The sequence below is a fragment of the Aliamphritea spongicola genome (genome assembly GCF_017051665.1).
Lineage (GTDB): Bacteria > Pseudomonadota > Gammaproteobacteria > Pseudomonadales > Balneatricaceae > Amphritea > Amphritea spongicola.
On the sequence record NZ_JAFIDL010000002.1, the window covers coordinates 683023 to 701670 of the forward strand.

Here is an 18648-nt window from a genome sequence, read left to right on the forward strand (position 1 = left end):
AAAAAAGGCGCTTTAAGCGCCTTTTTTTGTGCCTGTAAGTTGCTTAAAAGTTACTTCAGCATAGAGTTTTCCGGTTTGTTTTCCGGTGCGGGCAGCCATTCAGCAGGTGCCTGCCACTGAGCAATCCAGCTGGACATTTCTTCAGCCGGCATTGGCCGGGCGATGGCATAGCCCTGAGCCAGATCACAGTCCAGAGACAGCAGTACTTCGCCATGACGTACGCTCTCTACCCCTTCTGCAACCAGCTGTTTATTGAACAGTTTACCCAGCTGAATTATGCCTTTGAGGACAGTAAGGTCTTCTTTATCACTGAGCATGTCGAAGACAAAACCGCGGTCAATTTTTACCGTACTGGCCGGCAGCTCTTTCAGATAACGCAGGGATGAGTAGCCGGTACCGAAGTCATCAAGTGCAAAATTAACCCCTAACTGAATACACTGGCGCATGGTCTGGGATACCTTGTTCAGATCCCTGATAATGCTGCTTTCCAGCACTTCCAGTTCAATATAGCCCGGGTCTATTTGCGGGTAGCGGTTTAGCAGTTCTTCAAGCCGCTCGGTAAAGTTATCCTGTTGCAGCTGGCGGGGGCCGACATTAATGCTGACAGACAGCATATTCCCCTGGCTGTGCCAGAGTGCTAACTGGCGCAGTGCTGCTTCAATAACCCATTCGCCAATATCGACTGCCAGTGCATGCTCTTCAGTGAGGGGCAGGAAGTCAGCCGGATATAGCAGGCCTTTTTTCGGATGCTGCCAGCGAATCAGGGCTTCGACGCCGAACACCTGGGCGGTGCGCATATTCACTTTAGGCTGGTAGTGGAGTACGAACTCATTGTTACTGACAGCCTGTTTCAGGCGCTCAATTTCTTCATGCTGATGCTTTATATTCCGCGCCAGATCTGAATCGAAAATGTGGTAGCGGCCTTTGCCGGCCAGTTTGGCCTGATACATGGCCTGATCCGCCTGTCGCAGCAGCTGCTCAGCGGTAATTTCTTCCTGTTGTGGATAAAACGTTACCCCCAGGCTGGCGGATACTTTCAGTTCAAGGTTGTTTATGTAGACCGGCTCGTTGGTCGCTTTTAATAGCCGTAACAGATAAACCTCGTAAGGTAATCCTTTGGGTAAATCCACAAAGATAGCGGCGAATTCATCGCCGCCAAGCCGGGCAACAGTATCGGTTTCCCGCAGTGCAAACTTCATCCGCCGGGCTATTTCTACCAGTAACAGATCACCTACTTCGTGCCCCCAGGTATCGTTCACGGCTTTAAAACCATCCAGATCAAGGTAGACAATGGCCAGGCTGAGATCCCTGCGTTTTATCTGCAACATGCCATGTTCAAGGCGGTCGGCCAGTAACAGGCGGTTAGGTAAATTGGTCAGAGAGTCGTAGTGCGCGATGCTGCGCAGCTGCTCATCCTTGAGTTTCTGATCGGTGATGTCGTAAAACAGCGCAACATACTGACGCAGGCTTTTCTGCGAGTCCCTGATAGCGTTAATGGTCAGCTTCAGGGTGCGGGAAGAGCTGTTTGCATGGGTGGTTTCCAGTTCTCCCTCCCAGTGGCCATGCTCCTGCAGTGACTGGTACATTGCCTGCGCATCACCGGTATCGTGGAACTCCCAGAACAGGTCGCGGATATTCTGGCCAATGGCTTCATTGTGGCTGTAACCGGTGATCAGAGTATAGGCATCGTTGGTGTCCAGCAGCGTTCCTTGGGGGCTGATAATCATGATGCCTTCACTGGTGTGCTTAAACACACTGGCCGCCAGCCGCAGTTTTTCGTGGGATTTTTTTCGTTCGGTGATATCCCGGATAACCCGTATATAACCCAGAGGTTTCCCCTGTGGGTCGGCAATGACGGTTGCCAGAGTTTCACCGCGAAATGATGAGCCATTTGCCCGACGGTAATCGGTTTCGTAGATAGCAGCGTTGTGGCTGTCTTCCGAGTACTGGAGATCCTGATAGGAGGATGCATCGGCAGCCTGTTTATAAAGACGGTCAGCATCGCTGGATATCAGTTCATCCAGAGTGTAACCGAACAGTGCTTCACTGCCCCGGTTGGCGTTGATGATCTTTCCGTCGGGTGCTGCACAAATGATTGCGTCAGAGATGCCATCAAATATGGATGACAGCGTTGCTTCATTTTCTTCAGCTTTTCGGCGGGCTTCCTGGCCGCGACGCATGGATTTGTATAGCAGAAAGATGAGTACCAGGAGTAAGGCAATTGATCCGCCCATGGCCCAGATAACCTGTCGGCTTTTTGATGCAATCTGGTCGGTCTGTACATCAACCATTGCTTCAAGCTGGTCCTGATAATGGCTGACAACTTTGTCCATCTTTGCTGTGACGGGGGTGATGATTGAGTACAGTAAGACCTGTCCGTCAACCTCCAGCGGTACGGTACGGACTTCTACTTTCCGGTTGCTGCCATCTGCCATTAAGTGTCTGAATATAAAAAACTGACGGCCTTCCTGGCGGGCCAGTTTAACCTCAGCAGCAACCTGTTCAGGTGTCAGCATATTCAGATCCGCGACCGTCATTGATTCCAGCTTGGTTTCGGAGTGACCGTAGAAATTTGCTGCCGCGGCATTGGCATTCACAATGCGTTTACTGTCAGGATCAATTAACAGCATAGTGGCGGGATGTTTGTCGAATGCCTGGTTAAAGGTTGGCATTTCTGCCTGGCTGTAGGCTGGCTGTGTCAGGGCGATAGTGAAGGCGTATAGCAGGATGCTAAGCAGATGATTGGCCTTCGGTGTTGAGGTCATGATGCAGTCCGTTAGTAATTATCTGATCCGGCCGGATACTCAGTTTCAGTATTTCCGGCATGATAGCCTTTGGGCTCATCCTGAGCAGGCTGTCGCAGCTGATGTTCAGCTGCTTGTCACAGACAAAGTTTTAGCACATCAAGCGTTTGTTTTAATAGCGGTTAAGTCCCCATTATATGAGGTTAAAACGCCCTGAATGGTGATATTACAGGGCGCGACGGAAAGGAGGACATCAGAGTTGCAGGCGCCGTTGCAACGCGATGTAGTTTTCCCGGCTACTGTCCTGCAAGGGGTGCTGTCCGGCAAAGATTCTTTGCTGGCCGGCGATATACACATCTTTCACCGGATTTTCCCGGCAGGCAAAAATCCAGCGGTTCAGTAACTGCGCCGGTTGTGCGCCGGCGATTTCTGCCAACCCGTTATCAAGCGTCATGAAGTCCGCCCGGGCACCGGGACGCAGACTACTTTCAATACCTGCTGCCTGCGCACCCCCTGCCAGGCAGGCATTAAAGAGATAATCCCCAACGGCCGGCTGGTTTGGTGCATACAGGCGGTTGCGCTGCTGCGCCTGAAGCCGTTGCCCGTATTCCAGCAGGCGCAATTCTTCGGCTACCGATAAGCCAACATGGCTGTCTGAACCGATGCCAATACGCCCCTGTTCAGCGAGAAAGCTCTGGGCGGGAAATATACCGTCACCGAGATTGGCTTCCGTTGTCGGACACAGGCCTGCAACGGCTTCGGAGCGGGCCAGTTGGCTGATCTCGGCAGAGTTCAGGTGTGTCGCATGGATCAGGCACCAGTCCGGTGTGACTTCAGTATTGCTGAACAGCCATTCCACCGGTCGCTGGCCATAATGATCCAGACAGTCCTGAACTTCTTTTTGCTGTTCGGCTATGTGGATATGCACCGGCAAAGGTTGCTGTTGTGCTCCCAGTACCTGATTGATCTGTTCTGCAGTAACCGCCCGGATAGAGTGGAAGCACACTGCCAGTTGCTGAGTGAGTGGTGCTGCGCTGGTCTGTTGGGAAAGGTTTTCCAGCAACGTCAGATACTCATCGGTTGAGTGACGAAAACGTTGTTGGGCAGTGTTGCAGGGTTGTTCTCCAAAACCACCATAGCTGTAAAGCACAGGTGCCAGCGTAATACCCAGCCCGGAGGCTTCTGCTGCTTGCAGCAGACGGTTGTTCATTTCTGCGGAATCAGCATAAGGCTGGCCGTCAGGTGCATGGTGCAGATAGTTAAACTCAACGACCTGACCGTAGCCTGCTTTGAGCATATCGATGTACAACTCAGTGGCAATGATCTCGACATCATCCGGGGTTAGCCGGGCAACCAGTTTGTACATGGTGTCCCGCCAGCTCCAGAAATTATCATTCGGGTCCAGGCTGACTTCACTTAGTCCGGCCATAATTCTCTGAAACGCATGGGAGTGGAGGTTGGCCATGGTGGGTAATACCGGGCCGTTTAACAGGGATGCGTCAGTTGGCTGAGGCTGATTATCTGTTACCCGGGTAATCAGACCCTGGCTGGTTTCGATCAGAACGTTTTCCCGCCAGCCATCCGGCAGGAGGGCCAGAGGGGCAAAGAACGCTTGGTGAGACATGCTGGCTCCGCGACGGATAAATCCGTGTCTGTTTATTGTTTATCTTGTATATACAACTTTTTGGCTTGGTGTTGCAAGCTTTTGCCGTATAATTCAGTGATGCTTAAACCGGCAGGGGTGATGGATTTTCATCCTCTGCTGTTAAAACGCCAGCGGAGTAACGGATGCGCCAGCAGTCTCAACATTTAGCCGATGAACTGAAAACCAGCCTGTCTGACGGGAACGGTCCTCTCTATGAACAACTGAAACAGGCAATTGCCAGCCGGGTACGGGACGGCAGTTGGGCCGCGTTACAGCGGGTGCCTTCTGAAGCTGAGCTGGTGAAGGCGCTTGAGGTCAGCAGAATGACAGCCAACCGGGCGTTAAGAGAACTGACGGCTGAAGGTATTCTGCAACGGCAGCAGGGCGTGGGGACTTTTGTGGCGGAAAAGAAGCTGCCGTCTGCATTATCGGAAATTCATGACATTGCTGAAGAAATTGCCAGCCGGGGTAATCAGCACCGGGCTGAAGTGCTGTGTCTGGAACGGGCGCAGGCTACACAGCAGGAAGCGACTGGCTTAGGCGTGCGTACCCGACATCCGATATTCCGTTCCCTGTTACTGCATTTTGAAAATCAGTTACCGATTCAGCTGGAGTCCCGGGTGATCAATGCCGAGCTGGCACCGGAATACCTTGAACAGGATTTTACTGCGATAACGCCATCGGCGTATCTGAGCCGGATTGCCCCTTTAACGGAAGGTGAGCATCTGGTGGAAGCGGTACTGGCGACCCCTGAACAGGCGGACTGGCTACAAATGGATGCAGCCGAACCCTGTTTGCAGATTCAGCGCCGTACCTGGTCCCGGGGAGAGCTGGTGGCCAGCGCCCGCCTGTTGTCACCGGGGAGTCGCTTCCAGCTGTTTGGCCATTTCGGGCGCAGCACCTGAAATCTCTCTGATCCGCTATGCTTAAACAGCACATACATTGTGTTTGATTTTAAGTTGTATATACATGTATGCTGATTTGAAATTAAACAGTCTACGTGTTGCAGGAGCATGTCATGAGCAGTCTTAACCGAATTCGTGAAGGGGATATTATTGCGCCGACCGGTAGCCGGCTGAATGCCAAGAGCTGGCTAACAGAAGCGCCGTTACGGATGCTGATGAATAATTTGCATCCGGATGTGGCGGAAAATCCCCATGAGCTGGTGGTGTACGGAGGCATTGGCCGTGCTGCCCGGGACTGGGAAAGCTATGACAAGTTGGTGGCAACGCTGAAAGAACTGGAAGCGGATGAAACCCTGCTGGTGCAGTCAGGCAAGCCGGTCGGGGTATTTAAAACCCATGAAAATGCCCCCCGGGTGCTGATTGCCAATTCAAATCTGGTGCCCCACTGGGCTAACTGGGAACACTTTAATGAACTTGATGCCCGCGGGCTGGCGATGTATGGCCAGATGACCGCCGGTTCCTGGATCTATATCGGCAGTCAGGGCATCGTACAGGGAACTTACGAAACCTTTGTGGAAGCCGGGCGCCAGCATTATGACGGTGACTTACGCGGCCGCTGGATTCTGACCGCCGGGCTTGGCGGCATGGGCGGGGCTCAGCCGCTGGCTGCGTCTCTGGCCGGTGCCTGTTCGCTGACGATTGAGTGTCAGCAAAGCCGCATCGATTTCCGCCTGCGGACCCGCTATCTGGATGAGCAGGCAACGGATCTGGATGATGCACTGGCCCGGATTAAAGCACATTGTGCTGCGGGACGTGCGGTGTCTGTCGGCCTGTGCGGCAATGCGGCGGATATCCTGCCGGAAATGGTTAAACGGGGTGTACGCCCGGATATGGTGACCGATCAGACCTCAGCCCATGATCCGCTAAACGGCTATCTGCCACAGGGAATGAGCTGGGAAGAATATCGCCGCCGGGCAGAAACTGAACCGGCTGAAATTACCCGGCTGGCTAAGCAGTCTATGGCGGTGCAGGTCAGTGCCATGCTGGCGTTCCAGCAACAGGGCATTCCTACCTTTGATTATGGCAATAACATCCGCCAGATGGCTCTTGAGGAAGGGGTGGAGAAAGCCTTTAATTTCCCGGGTTTTGTGCCTGCTTATATCCGTCCGTTGTTTTGCCGCGGCATAGGCCCGTTCCGCTGGGCGGCGCTGTCCGGTGATCCGGAAGATATTTATAAAACCGACGCGAAAGTAAAACAGCTGATCGCTGATGATAAGCATCTGCATAACTGGCTGGATATGGCCCGTGAACGGATTCAGTTCCAGGGGCTGCCGGCCCGGATTTGCTGGGTAGGCCTGGGGCAGCGGGCAAAACTGGGTTTGGCCTTCAATGAAATGGTACGCAGCGGTGAACTGTCAGCGCCGGTAGTGATTGGCCGTGATCATCTGGATTCCGGTTCGGTGGCCAGCCCGAACCGGGAAACTGAATCTATGCGTGACGGTTCCGATGCCGTCTCGGACTGGCCATTACTGAATGCTTTGCTGAACACCGCTTCAGGGGCAACCTGGGTGTCTCTGCATCACGGTGGCGGCGTTGGCATGGGCTTTTCACAGCATTCGGGCATGGTCATTGTCTGTGACGGTACTGCAGAGGCGGACGAAAGAATTGCCCGTGTGCTGACCAATGACCCGGGCACCGGTGTGATGCGTCATGCAGACGCGGGGTATCCTGAGGCGATTGCCTGTGCGAAAGAGCAGGGGCTGAAATTACCCATGCTGGATTAAATACCTGTAACTGTTTGTTTCTGATATCTATATTAAAAAGTGCCTGTCTGACGCAGGCAGGCACAAAACAATAAGAATGGAATGAGTATGCAGGCAAAGGTGATATTTGATCAGCGGCTGTGCTGGCAGGACCTGCTGGCCGTGGCTGATGGTGCAATGCTGGAAATCAGTGAAGATCGCTGGCAGCGGATGGCGCGTGCCCGCAGCGCCGTCATGGATATGGTTGACCGGGGAGAACGGGCTTACGGCATTACCACCGGGCTGGGTGATCTGTGTAACCATTTGCTGGCTCCTGCCGAGCTGGCTGATATGTCGCGGGGGACGATTCTCAATCATGCCTGCGGTGTGGGTCCGGCGCTGGAAGGGCGTCAGGTACGGGCGATTATGGCGGCGGCCATTGCCAATTACAGTCATGGATATTCCGGTATATCCCCGGTCATTGTGACGGCACTGCTAGCAATGCTGAATAACGGCATTACGCCACAGGTGCCGGAGCAGGGGTCAGTCGGCTATCTGACCCATATGGCACATATTGCCCTGCCCCTGCTTGGCGTGGGTGAGGTGGAATATCAGGGGCAACTGAAACCTGCAACCGAGGCGTTTCAGCGGGCGGAGATTCAACTACCTGAAATCGGGCCGAAAGACGGCCTGAGCCTGGTGAACGGTACCCCCTGTATGACCGGGCTGGCCTGTCTGGTGGCTGCCGACTGTGAGCATTTACTGAGCTGGTCTGATCTGAGTGCCGCATTGAGTTTTGAGGCCTGCGGCGGCCAGTTGGCTGCGTTTGATGAGGCTAATCTGGCGTTAAAGGTTTCGCCGCAGGTGAGCCTTGTCGGTCGTCGTTTACGTGGTTTTCTTAAAGACAGTCATTGGCTGGAGTCCCGGCAGGGACAGCGGACTCAGGATGCCCTCAGTCTGCGTTCCATTCCGCAGATTCACGGGGCCTGCCGTCAGCAGTGGCAGCATTTTTGTGAACTGGTTAACCGGGAGCTGAACGCCGCTACGGATAATCCCCTGATTCTCGAAGAAGACGGAGGCTACAGGGTGGTTTCTCAGGCGAACCCTCACGGTGAAAGTCTGGCGCTGGCCAGCGACGGACTGGCACCGGCACTGGCAGAGCTGACTTCAGCGGCTGAACGGCGTACTTACCGTTTACTCAATCCCGAAGTCAGTGGGCTGCCGGGTTATCTGACCGACGAAGGCGGGATCAGCTCCGGTTTGATGATCGTGCAGTATGTCAGTGCCTCACTGAGTGCGGAGAACCGCCGTCATGCGCAGCCAGTATCCGTGGATAACTATGTGACTTCCGGGCTGCAGGAAGACCATCTCAGTTTCGGCACCAGTGCGGTTTTAAGGTTATTTAAGCAGCAGTCAAATTTACAAAAAGTACTGGCCATTGAGCTGATGTGTGGTGCACAGGCCTGTGATTTTATTGCCGCAGACGACCCTCGGGAGAGTGGTCTCTTCAGTCGGGGAGGCTGGGGACTCTGGCAGCTTATCCGTCAGCATATACCCCATTACACCCGGGAGCGCTGGGTGGCAAAAGATATTCAGCAATTAGATGCGTTACTGGCTGACCCGGCGGTTCTTCAGGCGCTGGAGCAACAGACAGGTATAGGAGACACTGAACATGTTTGAGTTACAACTGATTCCCGGCAGCCTGACGCTTACGGATCTGCGACAGATCAGCCGCCGGCGTTTGCGGATGGGGCTGAATCCTGCTGCAGTGGCTGCGATTGATGCCAGTACTGAAGTGGTGAATCGGGTCATCGAAGAAGACCGTACTGTGTACGGCATTAATACTGGTTTTGGCTTGTTGGCAAATACCCGGATTGCCAGTGAGGATCTGCAAACCCTGCAGCGCAGTATTGTGCTGTCCCATGCTGCCGGTATCGGTGAGCTGATGGACGATGCTACCGTCCGGCTGATGATGGTGCTGAAGATTAACAGTCTGGCTCGGGGCTATTCCGGCGTGCGTTTAACCGTGATTGAAGCACTTATCAGCCTGCTGAATGCAGAAGTATTTCCCTGTATTCCCAGTAAGGGCTCGGTAGGGGCTTCAGGAGACCTCGCGCCGCTGGCACACATGAGTGCAGTTCTGCTGGGGGAAGGTCGGGCACGTTATAAGGGTGAAGAGATTTCCGGTCAGGCGGCACTGGCGATTGCCGGTATCGAACCGCTGACGCTGGCGCCAAAAGAAGGTCTGGCATTACTCAATGGTACTCAGGCATCCACTGCTTTTGCGCTGGAAGGTCTGTTCCATGCAGAAGATCTGTTTGCTTCAGGAGTTGTTTGTGGTGCGTTGTCGGTGGAAGCCGCGCTGGGCAGCCGGCGGCCGTTTGATCCGCGAATTCATGCCGCACGCGGTCAGATAGGCCAGATTGATACGGCAGCGGCGTATCGCAGCCTGTTGAGTGATAACAGTGAGCTGGGGGATTCCCATGTGGGCTGTGAAAAAGTACAGGACCCGTATTCCCTGCGCTGTCAGCCACAGGTGATGGGTGCCTGTCTGGATCAGATCCGACATGCAGCTCAGGTGCTGGTCATTGAATCAAACGGCGTATCCGATAACCCGTTAGTTTGTGCGGCTGAAAATGACATTATTTCCGGCGGTAATTTCCACGCTGAGCCGGTGGCGATGGTGGCGGATAATCTGGCGCTGGCCATTGCTGAAATAGGTTCGCTGGCGGAGCGGCGGATTGCCCTGCTGATTGATAGCGGTCTGTCTGGCCTGCCTCCATTCCTGGTGGATAACGGCGGGGTGAACTCCGGTTTTATGATCGCGCAGGTAACTGCTGCGGCGTTGGCCAGTGAGAACAAGACGCTGGCGCATCCCGCATCGGTAGATAGTTTGCCGACGTCCGCCAATCAGGAAGACCATGTATCCATGGCCACCTTTGCCGGTCGCCGTTTACGGGATATGGCTGAAAATACCCGGGGTATTCTTGCGGTTGAGTTGCTCAGTGCAGCCCAGGGCCTGGACTTCCGGGCGCCGGTAAAAACCTCTGAGCGGCTGGAACAGGCTAAATCAGCGCTACGTGCCAGAGTGCCTTTTTATGATCAGGATCGCTATTTTGCGGAGGATATCGCCCAGGCTAATGCCCTGCTTGCTGAAGCGCCGCATAACGAGTCCATGCCGGCAGAACTGTTGCCTTCGCTGATCGCGGGGCAGGGCTAAACGGGAGTATCAGGATGTATAGCCAGACGTGTCAGCATTTGTGGCATGGTTTCCATGCGGTCACTATGGCTGATGGCCGCTATAACACCATTGAGGATGCGGCAATTGCCGTGGATGACGGTGTGATCAGTTGGGTGGGGCCTTATGCAGATTTTACCGGAGAGGCGGTCCATAAAACTGATCTTGAAGGCGGCTGGGTGACGCCGGGGCTGATTGATTGCCACAGCCATATTGTATTTGGTGCTAACCGCAGCCGGGAATTTGAGTTGCGGTTACAGGGGGCCAGTTATGAAGAAATTGCCCGGGCTGGCGGCGGTATAGCCAATACGGTTCAATCTACCCGGCAGGCCAGTGAAGCAGAATTGCAGCGGCGTGCTGAAAGCCTGGTGCTGGATCTGATGGCAGATGGCGTGACGACCCTGGAAATAAAATCCGGTTATGGTCTGGACCTGGAAAACGAAGCCAAAATGCTGCGGGTGGCCAGAGGCTTGGGTGAACAGTGGCCGGTGGAGATTCTGACGACCTGTCTGGCAGCTCACGCCATGCCGCCGGAATTCAGCGATGCGGATGCCTACATTGAATATCTCTGTGAGACTTTGTTACCGGCCATAGCGGAGCAGCAGCTGGCGGATGCGGTGGATGGCTTTTGTGAAAAAATTGCCTTTTCGCCGGCACAGATACAGCGTTATCTGCAAACCGCTGTAAAGCTGGGGCTGCCCCTGAAGCTGCATGCGGAGCAGTTGTCGGCACTGGGGGGCAGCAAAATGGCTGCAGAACTGGGTGCGCTGTCAGCGGATCATCTTGAATATGCCACCGCGGAGGATGTCAGTGCCATGGCTGAACATGGCACGGTAGCCGTGATTCTGCCCGGCGCATTTTATGTGCTGAAGGAAACTCAGCAACCGCCGGTACAGCTGTTACGGGATCATAATGTGCCGATGGCCCTGGCCAGCGACAGTAATCCGGGATCTTCACCGGTACGCTCGTTACGGCTGATGATGAATATGGCCTGCACCTTATTTGGCTTTACACCGGAAGAAGCGCTGGCAGGGGTTACATGCCATGCCGCCCGGGCGCTGGGGCTGGATAAAACCCACGGTACGCTGAGACCGGGTAAGCAGGCGGATTTCGTTTGCTGGAACATAGAATCACCTGCTGAGCTAAGCTATTGGTTAGGGGGACGCCTGAACAATGCCAGAGTGAAGCGAGGTGTACGCCGTGATATCTGATCCGTTTGAGTTTATGCCGGGAACAACGCCGCTGTTGGTCAGCATGCCACATTCCGGATTACAGCTGACCGATGCCGTTGCCAGCGGACTGACCGCGTCAGCCCTGCAACTGGCCGATACCGACTGGTTTATTCCTGAACTGTACAGTTTTCTGAATGAGTTAGGTGTGGGCGTGATCCGCGCTAATTACTCCCGCTATGTGCTTGATCTGAACCGGTCACTGGATGACAAACCCTTGTATACGGGCAAGGTGACGGGACTTTTTCCGGATATCAGCTTTACTGATGACAGTCTGTTTTTACCCGGTCAGGAACCGGATGAAGAGGAGCGGGAGCGCTATAAACAGCAAATCTGGCGACCTTACCATCAGCAGATCCGTAATGAACTGGACCGGCTGAAAGCCGTGCACGGCAATGCGATGTTATTCGATGCCCACAGTATTGCACCCAGGGTACCTATGCTGTTTGACGGCCGTTTACCGGACTTTAATTTTGGCACCAACAGCGGCGCCAGTTGTCGGTTTGGCTTAACCTCGCAACTTGAGGCGCTGGCCTGTGCCGATGGGCGCTTTACCTGTGTGACTGACGGTCGCTTTAAAGGGGGCTTTATCACCCGGCACTTTGGCCAGCCCGCTGAAGGCATTGAGAGCCTGCAGCTGGAGTTATCTCAGGGGACTTATCTGGCCGATGAAGCCTTCACTGCCAAGCGTTTTGATGCCTATCAGATTGATCCGAAAAAATTGTCTCATGTGCAGCCGCTGCTGCGGCAGATTACCCAACATTTACTGGATGCCCTGCAGCATTAGACCGTTTGTTTAATGTCCAGACATAGCTGGCTGGCCTGATGGGGCAATACGTCGGCAACTCTTACCAGATGATCGAAGTGTTTGGACAGCCCGCTGATTTGCTCGCTGCCGGTGACCATCAGGTAAGTACCGCCCAGATAAATCGCTGCCCGCTGGTTGCCGAATACCGTTAATGGTGCGGAATAGTGTTTAAGGCGATCGTAAAAATGTACCCGCAGGGTTGGATAGTGCTCATCAATGAGTCGGGCCATATAGTCAAACTGAGCCAGCCGTAACGGGCGCGGAATGTTCTGCCAGATGCCCTGCCCCTGTGCCAGTTCATGAAGGGCCTGAACCGGCATGCATATTTCCAGATCGTTTCCCCGTTCCTGTACGGTTTTCAGTAAATCCTCCCCAAAGTTGTACCGGGGTGAGGCTCTGTGAGGCTCAAGTTCATGATTGACCAGTTCAGGCAGGCTGAGCATGTCTGGAAGATAAGCCGGTACATAGCGGGTTTTGCCGCCATTAATTTCGGCCCGCCACTGGGTGAGAGGAGAGTGTTGGGCCTGATCCGGTATCAGTTCAATTTCGGCACTGCTGGATACCTGCAGACTGGCATCGCTGGCGCCGGTCACACCTAACAGCCAGTCGATGGACACACCCTGTGCAGCAGCAATACGCATCAGCGCTTCAGCACGGGGCAGGCGCAGGTTAGCCGGATCAAGAAACTGGCTCATGGCCGACCGGTCCAGCTGGCACTGCCGGGCGAACTCACTGGGATTCAGGCCGGACTGCGCCAGCAAATCTTTCAGACGCTCACGAAACACCGGAGCAATTTCCCGTTTATCCATAGCTGTTATCTGCTACCTATTAGCTGCTGTTTTGTAAAAATAACAATTTATGTATTTATGCAACAATATGGTTTTATTGCTGTAAATTTTATACATAAATTACAAATTCACAAATAGCCTCACCGAATGTCAGGGCATATGCTTTTCTTATTGATACTTAAGGAGATATATATGCCTGCCAGACGCGGAATCCGGATTGAGTGGCCAACTTTACTGCTGATAATTGCCTGTTATGGCAGTTGGTGGCTGGCAATGTCAGCAGCAGACTGGAGTGTTTTAGTATGGCTGAGTTTACCGGTAATTCTTGCATTGCAGTCTTCGTTACAGCATGAGGTGTTACATAATCATCCTACCGGCTGGCGCTGGCTGAATGAGTTGCTGGTGTTCCTGCCAATCGGTGTTTTTCTGCCCTATGAGCGTTTCCGGGACAGCCATCTTATTCATCATCAGGATGAGAACCTGACGGATCCTTACGATGATCCGGAATCGCATTATGTCGATCCGCAGCGGTGGCAAACGCTGCCAACAGCGGTAAGGGACATTTATAACTTCAATAACAGTTTGCTCGGGCGAATGCTGATCGGTCCGGCGTTGTCTCTGTGGCTGTTCTACCGGAGCGATCTGCGGGCGGTGATGGCTGGTGACTGGCCGGTGATCCGGGCGTATCTGCTGCATCTGCTGGGGCTGATTCCAATGCTGTGGTGGCTGGTTGAGGTGGTGCAGGTTAATCTCTGGTTGTATTTGCTGTGTGCTTACGCAGGGCTATCGATTCTTAAGATCCGCACTTTTCTGGAACACAGGGCGCACTTTGCAGTGGCGGCCCGTACCGTGGTGGTCGAAGACCGGGGGCTGTTGGCATTTCTGTTTCTGAATAATAACTTCCATGCGGTACATCATCAGTATCCCGGGGTGGCCTGGTACCGATTGCCGGCGTTGTACCGGGAGCAGCGTGAGCAGTTTCTGGCGGATAATCAGCAATACCTGTATGACAATTACCGGCAGGTGTTTAAAGCATATTTTCTGCAGGCTAAAGAGCCGGTACCCCATCCGCAGATGCCGGTAACAACAGATACCTCGATTCAGGAGAATTCCGGCGAGGTGGCCGGATGATTGCCCGGTTGCCCATGTATGACTGGCCAGAGCTGAAAGAGCAGCATGCTGCAATGTGGCAGCATCTGGCTGCTGTACTACGGGAAGATCTTCCTGCTGATATTACCGTACCTGAGCTGTTGACTGAGGATGGCGATATTGTGCAGCAATGGTGTTCGTCGTCTTTGCTGGTGGGGCAAACCTGTGGATTACCCTTTGCGCAGGGGCTGCATAAACATACTTCTTTACTGGGCAGTCCCGCTTACCGGCTGGCAGGCTGTAATGTGGGGGAATACAACAGTGTGATTGTGGCAGCACCGGGGGTTAAGGCCGATGCTGTGTGTCTCAGTGGCAGTGCAGTCACAGAGCCTTCCTTGCCACTTCGGGCTGCGGTGAATGCAACGGATTCCCAGTCGGGGTTTTCTGCCTTGTTATACAGCCTGGGGGCTGGGTCTTTGGGGAGTATCAGTGTTTCCGGCAGTCATCGGCGTTCAGTGCAGATGCTGGCAGAAGGTGTGGCGGATATTGCGACGATAGACGCGGTGAGCTGGGTGCTGGCACAACGCTATGAGCCGGCGGCGGAGACATTGCAGGTGATAGGTTTCAGTGAACCGACCCCCTGTTTGCCGATGATCAGTGGGGTCAGCAGGTATGCCGGCCAGATCAGTCAGAGCCTTATGCGGGGACTAGCGACACTTGATGAATCACTGAAAGCCGATTTGCTTTTAGAAGGGCTGGTGGAGCGTAATGTTTCGGACTATCTGTTTCTGTCGCCCCGGCTGACCGGGGCGATGCAGAAACATGCTCTGACAGAGGTTAGCGTTCCAGCAACGGTTTAAGGAACTGACCGGTGTAGGAGTGCTCAGTGGCTGCAACATCTTCCGGTGTGCCGGTGGCGATGATGTGGCCGCCTTTGGTACCGCCTTCCGGTCCCAGATCGACAATCCAGTCCGCGGTTTTAATGACGTCCAGGTTATGTTCGATAACAACAATGGTGTTGCCGTGATCCCGTAAGCGGTAGAGCACGTTCAGCAGCTGCTGGATATCATAGAAGTGCAGGCCGGTGGTTGGTTCATCCAGAATATACAGGGTTTTACCGGTGTCCCGTTTGCTCAGCTCTTTGGCCAGTTTCACTCGTTGGGCTTCGCCACCGGAGAGGGTTGTGGCAGCCTGGCCAAGACGGATGTAGCTCAGACCTACGTCAATCAGGGTCTGCAGGCGGCGGGCCAGAGCCGGAATTGCATCGAAGAATTCACGGCCATCTTCAACGGTCATTTCCAGAACTTCGTCGATGCTCTTACCTTTGTATTTTACTTCCAGAGTTTCGCGGTTATAGCGCTTGCCCTTACAGACATCACAAGGCACATACACATCCGGCAGGAAGTGCATTTCTACCTTGATCACACCGTCACCCTGACAGGCTTCACAACGTCCGCCTTTAACGTTGAAGCTGAAACGTCCAGGCTTATAACCCCGGGCACGGGCTTCCTGTGTGCCGGCAAACAGTTCACGGATCGGGGTGAAAATACCGGTATAGGTTGCCGGGTTTGAACGTGGTGTACGGCCAATCGGACTCTGGTCAATGTCGATGACCTTGTCCATCTGTTTCAGGCCGTCAATCTCCAGGTGCGGCGCGGCATCAAGGGTTGTGGCTTTGTTCAGTTCAGTGGCTGCCAGCGGATAAAGCGTACCGTTAATCAGGGTGGATTTACCGGAACCGGATACCCCCGTTACACAGGTCAGCAGACCCAGCGGAATCTCCAGGTTAACCTTGTTCAGGTTGTTGCCGGTGGCGCCCAGCAATTTCAGCCAGCGGCCATCCGGTGCGTTACGCTTGCTGGGCACTTCGATTTTACGGCGGCCGGAGATGTAATCGCCGGTAATGGATTTTTCGTTGTCCATCACCTGTTGTGGCGTGCCCTGGGCGATGATTTCACCACCGTGAACCCCGGCGCCCGGGCCTACGTCGATAACATGATCGGCAAGACGGATGGCGTCTTCGTCGTGTTCTACCACGATTACTGTGTTGCCCAGGTCCCGCAGGTGAATCAGGGTTTTCAGCAGGCGGTCGTTATCTCGCTGATGTAAGCCGATTGACGGTTCATCCAGAATGTACATCACGCCAACCAGACCGGCACCGATCTGGCTGGCCAGACGGATACGCTGAGCTTCACCGCCCGAGAGGGTTTCAGCGCTGCGTTCCAGCGACAGGTAATCCAGACCTACATTGACCAGGAAAGCCAGCCGCAGACGGATTTCCTTAACGATCTTGTCGGCGATTTCGCCACGCTTGCCAGTAAGTTTCAGGGTTTCGAAATAGTCATAGCAGTCACCGATGGCCATCTCAACAATTTGTGGCAGAGTCTCGGTGGCGATGAATACGTGACGAGCATCGCGGCGCAGACGGCTGCCGTCACAGGACGGACAGGACTGCATATTGATGTATTTGGACAGGTCTTCACGGACCATTTCCGACTCGGTTTCCCGGTAGCGGCGTTCCAGATTATTCAGTACCCCTTCGAACGGGTGGGACTTGCTGATGGAGTCACCCCGGTCGTTCAGGTATTTGAATGCAATGTTTTCTTTACCGCTGCCCTGCAGAATGACTTTTTGCTGCTTGGCAGTGAGTTCACCAAACGGGGTGTTGATATCAAAATCGTAATGGGCGGCAACCGCTTTTAACTGCTGGAAGTAATACAGCGCGCGACGGTCCCAGCCCCGGATAGCACCTTCAGAAAGGGTCAGGCTTGGGTCGCTGACTACTTTTTTCGGATCAAAGAATTGCTTTACACCCAAGCCGTCACAGGAGGAGCAGGCCCCGTGAGGGTTGTTGAACGAGAACATTCGCGGTTCCAGTTCCTGAATGCTGTGGCCACACTTCGGACAGGCAAAGCGGGCTGAGAACACCATGTCTTCGCCGTCACCGTCCATGTAGCAAACGGTGGCAATGCCGTCAGTCAGGTTCAGCGCAGTTTCAAACGATTCTGCCAGTCGGGCCTGCAGGTCAGGACGAACTTTAAAACGGTCAACCACGGCTTCAATGTCGTGCTTTTTGTTCTTATCCAGTTCCGGTGCACTGTCAATATCTACCACAATGCCATCGATACGGGCCCGGACAAAACCCTGAGTTTTCAGTTCGCTGATGGTGTGTAAGTGCTCACCTTTTCGGCCCTGAACAATGGGCGCGAGCAGCATCAGTTTGCTGCCTTCCGGCAGGGCTAATACCTGATCGACCATCTGGCTGACAGTCTGAGCTGCAAGCGGCAGGTCGTGATCAGGACAGCGGGGTTCACCGGCCCGGGCAAACAGCAAACGCAGGTAATCATATATTTCAGTAATGGTGCCCACGGTAGAACGAGGGTTATGCGAGGTGGACTTCTGCTCGATGGAAATTGCCGGTGACAGGCCTTCGATGTGATCGACATCGGGCTTTTCCATGACCGACAGGAATTGCCGGGCGTAGGTAGACAGCGATTCTACATAGCGGCGCTGGCCTTCAGCATAGAGGGTATCAAATGCCAACGATGACTTGCCTGACCCGGAAAGCCCGGTGATAACAACCAGCTTATCGCGGGGAATTTCCAGATCGATATTCTTAAGATTGTGGGTACGGGCCCCGCGAACCAGGATTTGTTCCATCAGTATGTCCGACTTGTGCGCAAAAGGAGTCAATTATAGAGGCAGATGATATATAAAAGCACCCTAAAAAGCTGTTTATTTATACAGATAATTGACGGGTGTTCGAAGGGGTAAATATGCTATGCTTGGCGCCAGGAAAATGAATCGGTCACCGTCCGGGGCCGAACCAAGATCAACAGATGCAATATAGCCCCGCAGGATGCTTGGGGGGAGTGGAGAATTCAATGGCACGCGGTATTAACAAAGTCATTCTGATTGGTAACCTGGGTAATGACCCGGATACTAAATACATGCCCAGCGGCAATGCGGTTACCAACATTACTGTAGCGACGTCTGAAAGCTGGAAAGATAAGCAGACAGGCCAGCAGCAGGAGCGTACCGAATGGCACCGTGTGGTGTTCTTTAACCGTCTGGCGGAAATTGCCGGTGAGTACCTGCGTAAAGGTTCCAAGGTGTATCTGGAAGGTTCACTGCGTACCCGTAAATGGCAGGATCAGAGCGGTCAGGACCGTTACACTACAGAAATCGTTGCCAGTGAAATGCAGATGCTGGACGGCCGTGGCGATAATAATGGCGGTTATCAGCAGCAGGGTGGCTATCAGCAGCAAGCTCCGCAGCAACAGGCACCACAACAGCAGTATCAGCAGCCGCCTCAGCAGCAGGCACCGCAACAGCAGTATCAGCAACCCCCTCAGCAACAGGCGCCTCAGCAGCAGTATCAGAAACCGCCTCAGCAGCAGGCGCCGGCACCACAGCCTGCACCGGGCATGGATGATTTCGACGACGATATCCCGTTCTGA

The 18648-nt window shown here is 54.0% G+C and carries 13 protein-coding genes; 9 read left to right on the forward strand and 4 right to left on the reverse strand.

Annotation, left to right across the window (positions count from 1 at the left end):
- Window positions 1-50: 50 nt before the first annotated feature.
- Both JYB63_RS09670 and JYB63_RS09675 read right to left on the reverse strand, forming a co-directional pair.
- Window positions 51-2765 (reverse strand): bifunctional diguanylate cyclase/phosphodiesterase, encoded by a 2715-nt coding sequence (locus JYB63_RS09670; RefSeq protein ID WP_205657650.1) that lies wholly within the window; start codon window positions 2763-2765, stop codon window positions 51-53.
- 232 nt (window positions 2766-2997) lie between these two features.
- The gene (locus tag JYB63_RS09675; RefSeq protein ID WP_205657651.1) at window positions 2998-4368 is read right to left on the reverse strand and encodes a formimidoylglutamate deiminase; all 1371 of its coding nucleotides are present in this window, start codon (window positions 4366-4368) and stop codon (window positions 2998-3000) included.
- Between the two features lie 164 nt (window positions 4369-4532).
- Here JYB63_RS09675 and hutC point away from each other — a divergent pair, with 164 nt between their 5' ends.
- The 6 genes from hutC to hutG all read left to right on the forward strand — a co-directional run bounded on the left by hutC (window position 4533) and on the right by hutG (window position 12290).
- The gene (gene hutC, locus JYB63_RS09680) at window positions 4533-5294 is read left to right on the forward strand and encodes a histidine utilization transcriptional repressor HutC (RefSeq protein WP_205657652.1); all 762 of its coding nucleotides are present in this window, start codon (window positions 4533-4535) and stop codon (window positions 5292-5294) included.
- 113 nt (window positions 5295-5407) lie between these two features.
- Window positions 5408-7078, forward strand: coding sequence for a urocanate hydratase (gene hutU / locus JYB63_RS09685; RefSeq protein WP_205657653.1), 1671 nt, complete (start codon window positions 5408-5410; stop codon window positions 7076-7078).
- An 87-nt stretch (window positions 7079-7165) separates the two neighbouring features.
- On the forward strand, window positions 7166-8716 hold the full coding sequence (locus JYB63_RS09690; RefSeq protein ID WP_205657654.1) for an HAL/PAL/TAL family ammonia-lyase: 1551 nt from the start codon (window positions 7166-7168) through the stop codon (window positions 8714-8716).
- On the forward strand, window positions 8709-10256 hold the full coding sequence (hutH, locus tag JYB63_RS09695) for a histidine ammonia-lyase (protein WP_205657655.1): 1548 nt from the start codon (window positions 8709-8711) through the stop codon (window positions 10254-10256). Before JYB63_RS09690 ends, hutH begins: the two co-directional genes overlap by 8 nt.
- Window positions 10257-10270: 14 nt before the next feature.
- On the forward strand, window positions 10271-11485 hold the full coding sequence (gene hutI / locus JYB63_RS09700) for an imidazolonepropionase (RefSeq protein WP_205657656.1): 1215 nt from the start codon (window positions 10271-10273) through the stop codon (window positions 11483-11485).
- Window positions 11475-12290, forward strand: a complete 816-nt coding sequence (gene hutG, locus JYB63_RS09705) for an N-formylglutamate deformylase (protein ID WP_336510872.1) — start codon at window positions 11475-11477, stop codon at window positions 12288-12290. Before hutI ends, hutG begins: the two co-directional genes overlap by 11 nt.
- Here hutG and JYB63_RS09710 read toward each other — a convergent pair.
- A complete protein-coding gene (locus JYB63_RS09710) occupies window positions 12287-13120 on the reverse strand; it encodes a helix-turn-helix domain-containing protein (RefSeq protein WP_205657657.1) in 834 nt (277 codons plus the stop codon). The two genes, hutG and JYB63_RS09710, sit on opposite strands and share 4 nt — an antisense overlap.
- Before the next feature lie 171 nt (window positions 13121-13291).
- On the opposite strand from JYB63_RS09710, the gene JYB63_RS09715 reads away from it, so the two are divergent.
- On the forward strand, window positions 13292-14230 hold the full coding sequence (locus JYB63_RS09715) for a fatty acid desaturase (RefSeq protein ID WP_205657658.1): 939 nt from the start codon (window positions 13292-13294) through the stop codon (window positions 14228-14230).
- A complete protein-coding gene (locus JYB63_RS09720; RefSeq protein ID WP_205657659.1) occupies window positions 14227-15048 on the forward strand; it encodes a substrate-binding domain-containing protein in 822 nt (273 codons plus the stop codon). The genes JYB63_RS09715 and JYB63_RS09720 overlap by 4 nt, the downstream gene beginning before the upstream one ends.
- Here the strand turns inward: JYB63_RS09720 and uvrA are convergent.
- Window positions 15026-17848: an excinuclease ABC subunit UvrA gene (gene uvrA / locus JYB63_RS09725; RefSeq protein WP_205657660.1), complete on the reverse strand. Its 2823-nt coding sequence runs from the start codon at window positions 17846-17848 to the stop codon at window positions 15026-15028. The two genes, JYB63_RS09720 and uvrA, sit on opposite strands and share 23 nt — an antisense overlap.
- A gap of 224 nt (window positions 17849-18072) precedes the next feature.
- On the opposite strand from uvrA, the gene ssb reads away from it, so the two are divergent.
- Window positions 18073-18648: a single-stranded DNA-binding protein gene (gene ssb / locus JYB63_RS09730; RefSeq protein WP_205657661.1), complete on the forward strand. Its 576-nt coding sequence runs from the start codon at window positions 18073-18075 to the stop codon at window positions 18646-18648.

Coding starts and splice junctions, on each gene's coding strand:
- JYB63_RS09670 (WP_205657650.1), bottom strand. CDS start 2,765: ATGACCTCAACACCGAAGGCCAATCATCTGCTTAGCATCCTGCTATAC.
- JYB63_RS09675 (WP_205657651.1), bottom strand. CDS start 4,368: ATGTCTCACCAAGCGTTCTTTGCCCCTCTGGCCCTCCTGCCGGATGGC.
- hutC (WP_205657652.1), top strand. CDS start 4,533: ATGCGCCAGCAGTCTCAACATTTAGCCGATGAACTGAAAACCAGCCTG.
- hutU (WP_205657653.1), top strand. CDS start 5,408: ATGAGCAGTCTTAACCGAATTCGTGAAGGGGATATTATTGCGCCGACC.
- JYB63_RS09690 (WP_205657654.1), top strand. CDS start 7,166: ATGCAGGCAAAGGTGATATTTGATCAGCGGCTGTGCTGGCAGGACCTG.
- hutH (WP_205657655.1), top strand. CDS start 8,709: ATGTTTGAGTTACAACTGATTCCCGGCAGCCTGACGCTTACGGATCTG.
- hutI (WP_205657656.1), top strand. CDS start 10,271: ATGTATAGCCAGACGTGTCAGCATTTGTGGCATGGTTTCCATGCGGTC.
- JYB63_RS09710 (WP_205657657.1), bottom strand. CDS start 13,120: ATGGATAAACGGGAAATTGCTCCGGTGTTTCGTGAGCGTCTGAAAGAT.
- JYB63_RS09715 (WP_205657658.1), top strand. CDS start 13,292: ATGCCTGCCAGACGCGGAATCCGGATTGAGTGGCCAACTTTACTGCTG.
- JYB63_RS09720 (WP_205657659.1), top strand. CDS start 14,227: ATGATTGCCCGGTTGCCCATGTATGACTGGCCAGAGCTGAAAGAGCAG.
- uvrA (WP_205657660.1), bottom strand. CDS start 17,848: ATGGAACAAATCCTGGTTCGCGGGGCCCGTACCCACAATCTTAAGAAT.
- ssb (WP_205657661.1), top strand. CDS start 18,073: ATGGCACGCGGTATTAACAAAGTCATTCTGATTGGTAACCTGGGTAAT.